Genomic DNA, 13,041 nt, shown 5'->3' with positions numbered 1-13,041 from the left:
CGCGTGAGCTCTCCGCGCGTGTACGTCATCCACGAGAACCCCGAGTGGTTCCCGCCGCTCGCCGCTGCCTTCGAAGCCGAGGGTGTCCCGGTCGAGGAGATCCTCCTCACCGAAGGGCAGATCGACCTGTCCGCGGAGCCGGCACCCGGCGTCTACTGGAGCCGGATGTCCGCGTCGAGCCACACCCGCGGCCACGAGCACAGCAAGGAGTACGCCCGTGCGCTCCTCGGCCGGCTCGAGCGTGCCGGTCGCACGGTCGTGAACGGCAGCCACGTCCTCGAGCTCGAGGTGTCCAAGGTCGCCCAGCACGGCCTGCTCCAGGACGCCGGGTTCGACGTCCCGCGCACCACCGCGGTGTTCGGGTCCTCGGGGCTCAAGGACGCCGCGCGCTCCTTCACCGACGGGCAGGACGTCCCGTTCATCACGAAGCACAACCAGGGCGGCAAGGGCCTCGGCGTGCGTCGGTTCGACTCGCTCGCGGAGTTCGACGCGTACGTCGACAGCCCCGAGTTCGAGGCCCCGGTCGACGGCATCACGCTCCTGCAGGAGTACCTGACCGCCCGCGAGCCGTTCATCACCCGGGTCGAGTTCGTCGGCGGCGAGTTCGTCTACGCCGTCCGCGTCGACACGAGCGCCGGCAGCTTCGAGCTCTGCCCCGCCGACGCGTGCGAGGTCCCGCAGGTGATCGCGGGGGCCGTCTGCGACGTGCCGGGCACCGAGGCCCCCGCCGACGCGCCCGCCGCGTTCAGCGTCCGCGATGACGTCACCGCGTCACACCCGCTCGTGCAGCAGCTGCGCACGTTCCTCGCGGAGCAGCGGATCCCGATCGCCGGCGTCGAGTTCATGGAGACCACCGACGGCCGGCACGTCGTGTACGACATCAACACGAACACGAACTACAACCTCGCGGTCGAGGCGTCGTCGCCGGTCTCCGGACCGCGCGCGATCGCGCGCTTCACCGGCGGCCTGCTGGCCGCGCAGTACCAGACCGCCACGGTCTGAGGACCACACCACCCACGGCCGGGAGGCACGGTGCGGGCCCGCCCCGTGCCTCCCGGCCGGTACTCACCAAGGAACACACCCCGTGCGATTCGGATACTGGACCCCGCTCTTCGGCGGCTGGCTGCGCAACGTCGAGGACGAGCACATGCCGGTCACCTTCGACTACGTGAAGCGGCTCGCGCAGCGAGCGGAGCGGATCGGCTTCGACCTGACGCTCGTGCCGGAGCTCAACCTCAACGACATCAAGGGCACGGCGGCCCCGTCGCTCGAGGCGTGGGCGCTGGCGGCGGGGATCGCGGCGACGACCGAGCGGCTCGAGATCATGGCCGCGATGCGTCCGGGGTACCACCTACCGGCCGTCACCGCGAAGCAGGCGGCGACCATCGACGACATCTCCGGCGGTCGGTTCACGTTCAACGTGGTGAGCGCCTGGTGGGCCGAGGAAGCCAAGCAGTACGGCGGGATCTTCTCGGAGCACGACGACCGCTACAAGCGCACCGCCGAGTTCGTCGAGGTCATGAAGGGCCTCTGGCGCGAGACCCCGTACTCGTTCCACGGGGAGTACTACGACGTCGAGAACGCCCACCTCGAGCCGAAGCCGCGCGTCACCCCGCGCATCTACGCGGGTGGCGAGAGCGAGGCGGGCAAGGCCGCGATCACGGGCTACGCCGACGCGTACGTCACCCACGGTGGCACGGTCGAGGAACTCCGGACGAAGATCGCCGAGATGCGCCGCCGACGTGAGGACGCCGGGCTCGCGCCGTTCGAGGCGTTCGGGATGGCCGCGTACGTCATCGTCCGCGAGACCGAAGCGGAGGCGCAGGCCGAGCTCGCACGCATCACGGACGTGCAGCACGGCAAGGCGTACGAGTCGTACCAGGACTTCATCTCGAAGTCGCAGCTCGAGCACGTCCCGTCGCTCGAGGACTACTCGGTGTCGAACCGTGGTCTGCGCCCGGGGTTCGTGGGCACGCCGGAGCAGGTGGCCGCGCGCATCCGCGAGTTCGAGGACGCCGGCGTCGACACACTGCTCCTGCAGTTCTCCCCGCAGCTCGAGGAGATGGAACGCTTCGGTGAGCAGGTCATCCCGCTCGTCCGGCCGGCCGTCCCGGCGCCGAGCGGGGTCGGCGCCTGATGGCCGCGCCCGAGGACGACTGGGCGTTCGAGACCCGGCAGATCCGTGCCGGGTTCAAGGCCGACCCCGGGTGGGGCGCCAACGTGCCGCCGATCGCGCAGAGCGCCGCGTTCGTGTACCCCTCCGGGGAGGACGCCGCCGCGCGCTTCCTGCTCGACGCACCGGGCCACACCTACTCCCGCGTGAACAACCCGTCGGCTGCCGCACTGGAACGGCGGATCGCCGACCTCGAGGGCGGGGTCGGCGCGCTCGCCCTGGCCTCCGGGCAGGCCGCCACGTCCCTCGCCGTGCTCGGCGTCGCACGTGCCGGTGACCACGTCGTGTCGAGCGCCTCGCTCTACGGCGCGACCTACACGCTCTTCGCGTCGACGCTCCGCGACCTCGGGATCTCCTTCACGTTCGTGCAGGACCCGACCGACCTGTCCGAGTGGGCGGCCGCCGTCCGTCCGGAGACGCGGGCGTTCTTCGGTGAGTCGATCCCGAACCCGCGCGGCGACGTCCTCGACTTCGCGGGCGTCGCCGGTGTGGCCCACGAGGCCGGCGTGCCGCTCATCGTCGACAACACCATCGCGACGCCCTGGCTCGTCCGACCGATCGAGCACGGCGCGGACATCGTCGTGCACTCGGCCACGAAGTACCTCGCCGGCCACGGCAGCGCGATCGCGGGGCTGATCGTCGACTCGGGGAAGTTCGACTGGGCGGCGTACCCGGAGAAGTACCCGCAGCTGACGAGCGTGGAGCACTCCGGGTTCGCGGGGACGGACTTCGCGGCGAAGTTCGGGCCGCGGGCGTTCATCCAGCGGACCCGCTCGAAGCTCTCCGCGGACCTCGGTCCGGCGATCGCTCCGTTCACCGCCTTCCTGGTCCTGCAGGGCATCCAGACGCTGTCCCTCCGGATGGAGCGACACGTGTCGAACGCCGCCGCGGTGGCGTCCTGGCTCGACGCGCACGACCAGGTCCTCGGCGTGCACTACGCCGGGCTGCCCTCGTCGCCGTGGCACGCGCTCGCGCAGCGCTACGTCCCGAAGGGGCCGTCGGCGGTCCTCGCGTTCGACCTCGACGGCGGGCTCGACGCCGGTCGCCGGTTCGTCGGGGCACTCGAGCTGTTCGACCACGTCTCGAACATCGGCGACGTCCGGTCGCTCGTCGTGCACCCGGCGTCCACCACGCACGTGCAGATGACACCGTCGGAGCGCGCGGCCGCAGGCGTCGGTGAGGGGCTGATCCGCCTGTCCGTCGGGTTGGAGCACATCGACGACGTCCTCGCGGACCTCGGGCGAGGGTTCGCAGCAGCACGGTCGTAGTCCGCTCCGGACAGCCTGGTCGTCACGCGCAGGAACGTGCTCCGGCCGCGGGATAGGTTGGAGCCATGACCTCGTTGGCCGCACCGACCCGCGTGCGGACGCGCGCCCCCGGCAAGATCAACGTGTTCCTGTCCGTCGGTGCGCTGCAGGACGACGGCTACCACGACGTCGCGACGGCGTACCAGGCGGTGTCGCTCTACGAAGACGTGATCGCCGAGCCGGCCGACGACTTCTCCGTGTCGTTCACGGGGCCGATCGACACCTCGGCGGTCCCCACGGACGAGTCGAACCTCGCGATCCGGGCGGCACGGCTCGTCGCGGACGCCTCCGGTCACCGGGGCGGGGTCCGTCTGACGATCGAGAAGCACGTCCCCGTGGCCGGTGGGATGGGCGGGGGATCGGCGGACGCCGCGGCCACGCTGCTCGCGGTCGACACGCTCTGGGGGACGGCGCTCGGACGTGACGAACTCCTGCGGCTCGCCGCCCAGCTCGGCGCGGACGTGCCGTTCGCCTTCGCCGGCGGGACAGCGGTCGGCACCGGGCGCGGCGACGAGCTCAGCCCGGCGCTCGCCAAGGGGGAGTTCCGGTGGGTGCTGGCGCTCAGCGACTCCGGGCTCTCGACGCCCGCCGTGTACCGCGCGCTCGACGAGCACCGGGAACGGTACCGCGCGGACATCGCCCCGGCGCCGACGACCCCGGTGGTCGAGGCGAACGTCCTCCAGGCACTCCGCGCCGGTGACCCGGACCTGCTCGCGGACTGCCTGCACAACGACCTCCAGGCACCGGCGATGCGACTGCAGCCCTCGCTCGCGGAGACGCTCGAGATCGGCGAGAAGGCCGGAGCGCTCGCGGGACTCGTGTCGGGGAGCGGACCGACGGTCGCGTTCCTCGTCGCCGACCGGGACGCCGCGCTCGAGGTGCAGGTGGAGCTCAGCGCAGCCGGGCTCGTGGCGGTACGAGCCGCCGGGCCGGTGCACGGCGCCCGCGTCGTGCACTGACGGCGCCCGCGGCGCGGCTCGGACGGCTCGCGTCGTGCACTGACGTGGCTCGCGCGGCCGCCGGCGCCCGGTCGGCCGTGGTCAGGAGCGCTGGTACTCCGTGAGCACGACCGTGCCCGTCTTCCAGTGCCCCACCGCGGTGAAGCCGTGCTGCGCGAGGATCCGGGCCGTCTCGGGTCCGATGTTCCGTGCCTTGACGGTCCCGCCGACGAACCACACCGTGTCGATGTCCCCGAGACGGCTCGGGATCGTGTCGGACAGTTCGCCGTTCTGGTTCCACAGCACACCCGAGGCTGCGCCGTCCTTCCGGACGGCGAGGTCGGTCATGCCGGCGAACGCGTTCGGGTAGGCCTGACGGATGATGTCGGCGGTCGTCCCGGGGTGGCCGTAGACGCTGCCGAACACGACCCCCTCGTCGCTGTCGTGTTGCTTCGCCCGCTCGGAGGCGATGATCGACGCGGCCACCGACCACGTGGAGTCCTGCTTCGAGCGGGGGAGCTTGACCACCACGGACGTCGGGACCGAGAGCACGAGCACGGCGACGAGGGCGCCGGCGAGCAGCGCGCGCTTCCGGATGAGCGTGACCCCGAGCGCGATGAGCAGCGCCACGAACGGCAGGCTGAGGGTCGCGTACTTCGGCGTGTACAGGTGCCTGCCCATCGCGGTCGCGGCGAGGAGTGCGAGCGTCGGGACGACCACGAGCGGCAGTGCGACGCGGACGGCCTGCGCACGGAACAGCGACCGGACCGTGGCGGAGGGACGGTGCGCAGCGACGAGCGCGGCGGCGACGCCGAGGACCATGAGTGCCCACGCGACGGCGGCGTACACCTCGACCCCGCCGAACCAGGCCGTGGCGAACACCTGCGGGAACGTGCGGTCGTCGATCGGGCCGAGCCACGCGACCTGCTTGGACTGGCTGGCGACGGCGGCCACGAACGGCGCGACCGCGAGCAGGACGACGACCGAGACGATCGTCCACCGCAGCAGGGAGCCGGCGGGTGCGAGCGGCCGTGCACCGTGGTCGGCGCTCCGGGCACGGCGATCGGCGAGCATCGTCCACAGGAAGGTCACGCCGTGCGCCACGACCGCGAGGGCCAGGTAGACGTTGAAGGTGATCGCCACGACGGCGAGGAGGCCGTACGCCACCCACCAGTGCAGACTCCGGCCGGAGCGGGACCGGCGCACGGCGGTCAGCCCGACGAGCGTCAGGCACACGGCGAAGGTCGTGATGGTCGCGTAGGAGCGTCCTTCGCTGCCGGCCCACTGCACGCGGGGGAGCGCGAGGAACACGAGCCCGGCCGCGATGCCGAACCGCCGCCCACCGAGGCGACGGCCGAGGGCGACGACGAGCCCGGCTGCGACGCCGATCGCGAGGGCGCTCGGGAACCGGAGCGTGAACGGCGTGTACCCCACGAGCCAGAACCACACGTGCACGAGGGCGTAGTACAGCCCGTGCACCGCGTCGACGTTGTGCAGCTCCGCCCAGAGCTGCGGCCACGTGCGCCGGGCGCTCGTGACGGTGGCACCCTCGTCGTACCAGAGTGACGGGACCCAGGCGAACGCAGCGGCCACGAGGACCCCGAGGGCGCCGATCGTGAGCTCCGGCGTCCGGACGACGGCGACGCCCACCCCGCTCGGGACCGCCCGGAGACGCTCCCGCACCGAGGCCGTGGACAGGCCTGGCTGCACCCTGATGGTGTCGGTACGGGGGGAACTCACGTCCTGCACCGTATCCGCGCGTCCTGGGCGAGTGCCGGGGTGCACCGTGCCGTCCACTGAGAGTTCACATGCCGGTTCCGTGCCGCAGCACGGACTATCGTCAGGCACCATGACGATGCTCCGGATCCGCGATGCCGCGACCTACCTCGGGGTGAGCGACGACACCGTCCGACGACTCGTCGACGGCGGGACCTTCACGCGACACGACGACGGCGCTGGACGCGCGGTCGTCGACGGGCGCGAACTCGCCGAGCACGCCCGGCAGCGGAGCGCGCAGCTCGGCGACCCCTCGGGCGTCCGGAGCTCGGCGCGCAACCGCTTCGTGGGGATCGTGACCGACCTGGTGGTGGACGGGGTGATGGCGCAGGTCGAGCTGCAGAGCGGGCCGCACCGGGTCGTGTCCCTGATGAGTGCCGAGGCGGCGCGGGACCTCGGGCTCGAGGTCGGCGGGGTCGCGGTCGCGTCGGTGAAGGCGACGATGGTGTCCGTGGAGGTCCCGGAGCCCGAGTCCACGGCGGGGCGCGAGTGACCACGCCCGTGGACGCCCGCCGTGCCCTGACGTCCCGCACCGCCGCACTGCAGGGTGCCGGAGACCGCGCCCTGGCCGCCCTCGCCGACGCCAGCGTCCTCGTGGTCGGCGCCGGCGGCCTCGGAGCACCCGTGCTGCAGTACCTCGCCGGTGCCGGCCTCCGGCGGCTCACCGTGGTGGACCACGACGTCGTCGACCCGTCGAACCTCGCGCGGCAGGTCCTGTTCGGCCTCGCGGACGTCGGACGTCCGAAGGCCGAGGTCGCCGCGGAGAGCCTGCGCGGCGTCGACCCGTCACTCGAGGTGGTCGCACTCGCGACGTCCTTCGCGCCGGACCAGGTCGACGGACACGACGTCGTGGTGGACGCCGCCGACAGCGTCGTCGTCACCCGTGCCGTGTCCGACGCGTGTGCCGCCCACGGGATCCCGTTCGTCTGGGGGACGGTCCTCGGCTACGACGGTCAGGTCTCGGTGTTCCACGACGCCGCAGCGGACCCGGTCGACTTCCACGACCTCCACCCCGACGTCCTGCCCGACGAGGGCTCGTGCGCGCTCGACGGCGTCCTGCCCGCGCTCTGCGGTGCGGTCGGCTCGGTCATGGCGGCGCAGGTGACCGCGCTCGTCGCCGGACTCGGCGAGCCGCTGCTCGGCCGGGTCCTCACGGTCGACGCCCGGCGGTGGCGGTGGACCGAGAGCCCGCTGCGCCGGGGACCCGGTTCGCGACGGCCGGCCCCGACCGCCGACGTGCAGCCCGGGACGATCGCACCGTCGGCGCTCGCCGATGCCCTCGGAGCCGACGCGGCGACGTTCGTCCTCGTGGACGTCCGGACACCCGAGGAACGCGCGACCGGGATCATCGCCGGCAGCATCGTGCCCGGAGCGCTCCGGGCGGACGACCGCACCGTGGTCGCGGTGTGTGCGAGCGGGCGTCGGGCCACCGCCTACGCGCGCACGCTCGACCGGCCGGTCGTCGTCCTCGACGGCGGGATCGCCGCCTGGCGGGCCGAAGGACGCCCGATCGTCGGCTCGAACGAGAACGCCGAACACGCAGATGCGGCTACGCTGGGCGAGTGAAGACGCTTCTGCGACGGGATGCTCGCGTGATCGCGACGACCGCGGCCGTGCTCACGGTCCTGACGTCGGCCGGCTGCTCCGGTCTCGCGACTCCGACCGCCACAGCGCCGGTCGGGCGGGCCACGGTGTCCGCGTCGTCCTCGTCAAGCGCGCTCTCCGGCTCGATCACGGTCTTCGCCGCCGCCTCCCTGCAGCAGACGTTCACGACCCTCGGCGACCGGTTCGAGCAGGCGCACCCCGGCACCACCATCCGATTCTCGTTCGCGGGGTCCAGTGACCTCGTGACGCAGATCCGCAACGGCGCACCCGCGGACGTCTTCGCCTCCGCGGACGAGGCCAACATGGACAAGATCGTGCGGACGGACGTGGCGGCGGGGTCACCGCGGGACTTCGCGACGAACACCCTCGAGATCGCCGTCGCGCCCGGCAACCCGGAGCACGTCACCGGTCTCCGCGACCTCACCCGTCCCGGCCTGCAGGTCGTCACGTGTGCCGCCCCGGTGCCGTGCGGTGCCGCGACCGCGAAGGTCGAACGGGCCAATGGCGTCCACCTCCGCCCGGTGAGCGAGGAGCAGTCCGTCACGGACGTGCTCGGCAAGGTGGAGTCGGGGCAGGCGGACGCCGGGCTCGTGTACGTCACCGACGTCGAGGGCTCGGACGGCAAGGTCGAGGGCGTCCGGTTCGACGAGGCCTCGGAGGCGGTGAACACCTACCCGATCGGCGTCCTGGAGGAGTCGACGGACCCCGGGCTCGCGAGGGCGTTCACCGCGTACGTCCTCTCCGACGCCGGTCGGCGGGTGCTCGCCGACGCCGGCTTCGGGAAGCCCTGACCGGTGCGCCGCCCCGTCCCGTGGTGGCTCCCCGTCCCCGCCGCACTCGGCGGCCTGTTCGTCGTCGTGCCCGTCCTCGCGATGGTCGGCCGCGTCGACTGGGGGTCGTTCGTCGCACTCGTCACCTCGCCCGCGTCCCGCGCCGCCCTCGGCTTGAGCCTCGGGACAGCGGCCGCGACCACCGGCATCGCGTTCGTCCTCGGGTATCCGCTGGCCGTGGTGTTCGCCCGCTCGTCGTCACGGTGGACCGGGGTCGCTCGCGCCGTGGTGCTCCTGCCGCTCGTCCTGCCGCCCGTCGTCGGCGGTCTGGCACTCCTCGCCGCGTTCGGGAGGCTCGGACCGATCGGCGCGTTCCTCGACGACCACGGGGTGCGCATCGCGTTCACCACGGCGGCGGTCGTCATCGCGCAGACCTTCGTGTCCATGCCGTTCCTGGTGTCCTCGATCGAGGGTGCGCTCCGCGTCGGCGGCGACCGGTACGAGCGGGTCGCAGCGACCCTCGGGGCGAGCCCCACCCGCACCTTCCTGACCGTCACCACGCCGCGGATCCTGCCCGGCATCACCGCCGGGCTCGTCCTCTGCTTCGCCCGCGCCCTCGGTGAGTTCGGCGCCACCCTGACCTTCGCCGGCAGTCTGCAGGGTGTGACGCGCACCCTCCCGCTCGAGATCTACCTCCAGCGTGAGATCGACCCGGACACCGCGGTCGCGCTCTCGCTCGTGCTCGTGGTGGTCGCCGTCGTGGTCATCGGGGTGTCCTCGCTGCGCAACCGGAGCGTGCTCGCGTGAGCGGCCTGGCGGCACACGTCGTCGTCCGCGCCCGCGACGTCGACGTCGCCCTCGAGGTCGGTCCGGACGAGTGCGTCGCCCTGGTCGGCCCCAACGGTGCCGGCAAGTCGACGGTGGTCGACGTCCTCGCCGGGCTCGTCCGCCCGGACGGTGGCGCGGTCGTCCTCGACGGACGCACGCTGTCCGACGACGTGCGGTCGGTCCCCACCCACCGCCGACGGATCGGGCTGGTCGCGCAGCGTCCCGACCTCTTCCCCCACTGCACGGTCCTCGCGAACGTCGCCTTCGGACCGCGCGCGGTCGGTGCCACCAGCCGGGAGGCCCGTGGGCGCGCCCGCCACGCGCTGGCCGCCGTCGGGGCGCTCCCGCTGGTCGACCGGGCGCCGGGGACGCTCTCGGGCGGTCAGGCGCAGCGCGTCGCGATCGCCCGCGCCCTCGCGGCCGACCCGGCGGTGCTCCTCCTCGACGAGCCGACCTCGGCGCTCGACGTCACCGCACGGCAGGAGGTCCGCTCGGCCCTCGTCGCCGCCGCCACCGGTCGTCCGACGCTGCTCGTGTCGCACGACCCCGTCGAGGTGGTGGGGCTCGCGGACCGGGTCGTCGTGCTCGAGGCCGGTCGGGTCGTCGACCACGGCACCCCGGACGAGGTCCTCGGCCGCCCCCGGAGTGCCTTCGCCGCCCGGTTCTCGGGCCTGGTGACGGTCCCCGGTCGGGCGACCAGCGGCGGCATGGTGACCACCGACGGCGGTGAGCTGGCGTCGGCGGCGCACACCGTGCCTCCCGGCCGGCCCGCCCTCGCCGCCTACCACCCGACGGCCGCGGTCCTGACGCGGGACGACGACGGGGCGGGACGCCGCGTGGACGCCGTCGAACCACGGGACGGCCTCGTGCGGATCCGGGCGGGCGACCTCGTGGCGGACGTCACCCTGACGCGGTTCGCCGGGCTCGGGCTCGCGGTCGGCGACACCTGTCGGATCAGTGTCCCCGCCGACGAGGTGGTGGTCTACGAGCCGGACGGTGGGAGGATCGACGGATGACCTCCTGGATCGGCAAGGCCTGGCCCGTCGCGGTACCCGTCGTCGCGGCGGTCGTGCTGGCCCTGACGTTCGGCCGGTACGAGCTCGGCACGGTGGTCGTCGTGGTCGTCGCCGTCGTGCTCGCCGCGACGGTCCTCGCAGCGGTGCACCACGCCGAGGTGGTCGCGCACCGGGTGGGGGAGCCGTTCGGGTCACTCGTGCTCGCCGTCGCCGTCACGATCATCGAGGTGGCGCTCATCATCGCCCTGTCGAGCTCGGGCGGGGCGAAGGCCGAGACCCTCGCACGCGACACGGTGTTCTCCGCGGTGATGATCACGATGAACGGACTCGTCGGGCTCGCGATCCTCATCGGGACGGTCCGGCACCACACCGTCCGGTTCAACCAGGAGGGTGCCTCCGCGGCGACGATGACGGTCGCGGCGCTGGCGGTGCTGACGCTCGTGCTGCCGACGTTCACCACGGGGACGGACAACGCCTCGTTCACCGGGGTGCAGCTCGTGTTCGTGGCGATCGCGTCCCTCGCGCTCTACGGGTTGTTCGTGTTCACGCAGACGATCGCGCACCGGGACTTCTTCCTGCCGGTCGGCCCCGGGTCGAGGACCGCTCCGGACGACGAGACCGCGCACGCGGCGACCCCGACCGGCCGGCAGACGCTCGTGTCGCTCGGGCTGCTGCTGCTCGCGCTCGTCGCGGTCGTCGGCCTCGCGAAGGTGGAGTCGCCCGCGATCGAGGCCGGTGTCGCCGCGGTCGGGTTCCCGCCGTCGTTCGTCGGGGTCGTGATCGCCCTGCTCATCCTGCTGCCGGAGGGGATCGCGGCGTCGAAGGCGGCGGCGCGGAACCGGATCCAGACGAGCCTCAACCTCGCGATGGGGTCGGCGATGGCGTCGATCGGCCTGACCATCCCGTCGATCGCGGTGGCGTCCCTGTTCATGCCCGGGACGCTGCTGCTCGGCCTCGGGTCGGCGCAGATCGTGCTGCTCGCGCTGACGATCGTCGCCGCGGTGCTGACCGTGCTGCCGGGCCGAGCGACGCGGCTCCAGGGCGGGGTGCACCTCGTGGTCTTCGCGGCGTTCATCGTGCTGTCGATCGCGCCGTAGCGCGCGGGGCGGGCGCTGGTGTGCCGGGTACTTCCGGGTGTGCCTGGTGTTCCCGCGTGTACCTGGTGTTCCCGCGTTCGCCTGGTGTTCCCGCGTGTACCTGGTCTTTCCGTGCGTCCTCGGGTGGAACTTCTCGCCAGGTATGCCCGCGCCGACGAGTGATCGCCGGCGCGATGGGAAAGAACGCGCACCCCTGACCGTCAGACGCCTGCGCTCAGCCCCCGGCGAACGGCGGCATGACGTCGACGGTCCCCACCTGGACGAGCGAGGTCGAGCGGTCCCTGGTGCTGACCCCGTCGACGAGGAACGAGCACCGCTGCACCAGCGCCGACCACCGCTCCGGGTCCGCCGCCTCGACCTCGCCCAGCGCCTCGTCGAGCGAGGCGACCGGCAACGACGCCACGTCGACCGTGACCTCGTCCGCACCGACGGCGGCGCGCGCCGCCGCGAAGAACCGCACCGTCGTCACGGTCATCCCCCGATCGCGCTCATGCCCCGCGTCGGGTGCACGAGGTCGTCGCTGTCGTCGCCGTGGTCCCGAGGCTTCGCCCACATCGCCCGCTGCCAGAGCTCGGCGACCTCGTCGTCCGTGGCGCCCGACCGCATCGGCCCGAGCACGTCGGTCTCGTCGTCCGAGAACAGGCAGCTCCGGACGTGGCCGTCGGCGGTGAGCCGGGTGCGGGTGCAGTCGGCGCAGAAGGACTCGGTGATGCTCGCGATGATCCCGATCGTGCCGAGCTCCGCGCCGAGGGTGCCGTCCGCACCGCGCGCGAGCACCCGGAACCGTTCGGCCGGAGCGCCGTCACGAGGGGCGTCGTCGGGAACGAGACCGAACGAGGTGGAGAGCATCGCGCGCGTCTCGGCGGCGGTGATCATCGTCGAACGCTCCCACGCGTGGTCGCTGTCGAGCGGCATCTGCTCGATGAACCGGAGCTCGTACCCGCGATCCAGGCACCAGCTCATGAGGTCGGGCGCGAGGTGGTCGTTCACCCCGCGGAGCAGCACCGCGTTCACCTTGATCGCGAGTCCGGCGTCGTGTGCTGCCTCCAGTCCGGCGACGACCTTGTCGAGGAACGGTCGTCGGGTGACCTCGGTGAAGACGTCGGGGTCGACGGTGTCGAGCGACACGTTCACCCGTCGGAGCCCTGCGGCGTACAGCGCGGACGCGCGGTGTGCCAGGCCGATCGCGTTCGTCGTCAGCGACAGCTCGGGGGCGTCCGGTAGGGCGGCGCACCGGGCGATCACGTCGACGAGGTCGTGGCGGAGCATCGGCTCGCCGCCCGTGAACCGGACCTTGCGCACCCCGAACCGGGAGGCGCCGAGCCGGACGAGCCGCTCGATCTCCGCCGCCGTCATGAGGGCGTCGTCGGGGGCGAACGGCAGCCCGGCCGCCGGCATGCAGTAGGTGCAGCGGAGGTTGCAACGCTCGGTCAGCGAGACCCGCAGGTCGACGGCGCGGCGGCCGAAGCGGTCGAGCAGTGCGTCCGGGGACGGAGCGCCGGTCGAGCCGAGCAGGGTCGCGGGAGCCATG

13 protein-coding genes are annotated in these 13,041 nt (G+C 72.8%); 10 read left to right on the top strand and 3 right to left on the bottom strand.

Annotated elements, in window-relative coordinates:
* The first annotated feature begins 3 nt into the window (after nucleotides 1-3).
* The 4 genes from ABC270_RS15480 to ABC270_RS15465 all read left to right on the top strand — a co-directional run bounded on the left by ABC270_RS15480 (nucleotide 4) and on the right by ABC270_RS15465 (nucleotide 4,439).
* Nucleotides 4-1,002, top strand: coding sequence for an ATP-grasp domain-containing protein (locus tag ABC270_RS15480; RefSeq protein WP_412881615.1), 999 nt, complete (start codon nucleotides 4-6; stop codon nucleotides 1,000-1,002).
* An 82-nt stretch (nucleotides 1,003-1,084) separates the two neighbouring features.
* Complete coding sequence (locus ABC270_RS15475; protein WP_412881614.1) at nucleotides 1,085-2,137, top strand: LLM class flavin-dependent oxidoreductase; 1,053 nt, start codon at nucleotides 1,085-1,087, stop codon at nucleotides 2,135-2,137.
* Nucleotides 2,137-3,441, top strand: coding sequence for an O-acetylhomoserine aminocarboxypropyltransferase/cysteine synthase family protein (locus ABC270_RS15470; protein ID WP_412881613.1), 1,305 nt, complete (start codon nucleotides 2,137-2,139; stop codon nucleotides 3,439-3,441). Before ABC270_RS15475 ends, ABC270_RS15470 begins: the two co-directional genes overlap by 1 nt.
* 65 nt (nucleotides 3,442-3,506) lie before the next feature.
* Entirely contained in the window at nucleotides 3,507-4,439 is a 933-nt protein-coding gene (locus tag ABC270_RS15465; RefSeq protein WP_412881612.1) for a 4-(cytidine 5'-diphospho)-2-C-methyl-D-erythritol kinase, read from the top strand.
* Nucleotides 4,440-4,520: 81 nt separating this feature from the next.
* Here ABC270_RS15465 and ABC270_RS15460 read toward each other — a convergent pair whose 3' ends face one another.
* Complete coding sequence (locus ABC270_RS15460) at nucleotides 4,521-6,158, bottom strand: glycosyltransferase family 39 protein (protein ID WP_412881611.1); 1,638 nt, start codon at nucleotides 6,156-6,158, stop codon at nucleotides 4,521-4,523.
* Between the two features lie 109 nt (nucleotides 6,159-6,267).
* Between ABC270_RS15460 and ABC270_RS15455 the strand changes: the two genes are divergently transcribed.
* Genes ABC270_RS15455 through ABC270_RS15430 form a run of 6 tightly spaced genes read left to right on the top strand, consistent with a single transcriptional unit; the run spans nucleotide 6,268 to nucleotide 11,510 of the window.
* Nucleotides 6,268-6,687, top strand: a complete 420-nt coding sequence (locus ABC270_RS15455) for a TOBE domain-containing protein (protein ID WP_412881610.1) — start codon at nucleotides 6,268-6,270, stop codon at nucleotides 6,685-6,687.
* Nucleotides 6,684-7,760, top strand: coding sequence for a ThiF family adenylyltransferase (locus ABC270_RS15450; RefSeq protein WP_412881609.1), 1,077 nt, complete (start codon nucleotides 6,684-6,686; stop codon nucleotides 7,758-7,760). The genes ABC270_RS15455 and ABC270_RS15450 overlap by 4 nt, the downstream gene beginning before the upstream one ends.
* The gene (gene modA / locus ABC270_RS15445; RefSeq protein ID WP_412881608.1) at nucleotides 7,757-8,590 is read left to right on the top strand and encodes a molybdate ABC transporter substrate-binding protein; all 834 of its coding nucleotides are present in this window, start codon (nucleotides 7,757-7,759) and stop codon (nucleotides 8,588-8,590) included. Before ABC270_RS15450 ends, modA begins: the two co-directional genes overlap by 4 nt.
* A 3-nt stretch (nucleotides 8,591-8,593) precedes the next feature.
* Nucleotides 8,594-9,376, top strand: coding sequence for an ABC transporter permease (locus ABC270_RS15440; RefSeq protein ID WP_412881607.1), 783 nt, complete (start codon nucleotides 8,594-8,596; stop codon nucleotides 9,374-9,376).
* On the top strand, nucleotides 9,373-10,413 hold the full coding sequence (locus tag ABC270_RS15435; RefSeq protein WP_412881606.1) for an ABC transporter ATP-binding protein: 1,041 nt from the start codon (nucleotides 9,373-9,375) through the stop codon (nucleotides 10,411-10,413). Before ABC270_RS15440 ends, ABC270_RS15435 begins: the two co-directional genes overlap by 4 nt.
* On the top strand, nucleotides 10,410-11,510 hold the full coding sequence (locus ABC270_RS15430; RefSeq protein WP_412881605.1) for a calcium:cation antiporter: 1,101 nt from the start codon (nucleotides 10,410-10,412) through the stop codon (nucleotides 11,508-11,510). Before ABC270_RS15435 ends, ABC270_RS15430 begins: the two co-directional genes overlap by 4 nt.
* A 214-nt stretch (nucleotides 11,511-11,724) precedes the next feature.
* Here the strand turns inward: ABC270_RS15430 and ABC270_RS15425 are convergent, their stop codons facing one another.
* Nucleotides 11,725-11,985, bottom strand: a complete 261-nt coding sequence (locus ABC270_RS15425) for a MoaD/ThiS family protein (RefSeq protein ID WP_412881604.1) — start codon at nucleotides 11,983-11,985, stop codon at nucleotides 11,725-11,727.
* Entirely contained in the window at nucleotides 11,982-13,040 is a 1,059-nt protein-coding gene (gene moaA, locus ABC270_RS15420; RefSeq protein WP_412881603.1) for a GTP 3',8-cyclase MoaA, read from the bottom strand. The genes ABC270_RS15425 and moaA overlap by 4 nt, the downstream gene beginning before the upstream one ends.
* Nucleotide 13,041 lies beyond the last annotated feature (1 nt).

Source organism: Curtobacterium phoenicis, assembly GCF_047238015.1.
Taxonomy (GTDB): Bacteria; Actinomycetota; Actinomycetes; order Actinomycetales; family Microbacteriaceae; genus Curtobacterium.
Note: the sequence above shows the minus strand (reverse complement) of the source record. Positions and strands in the feature narration are given on the sequence as shown.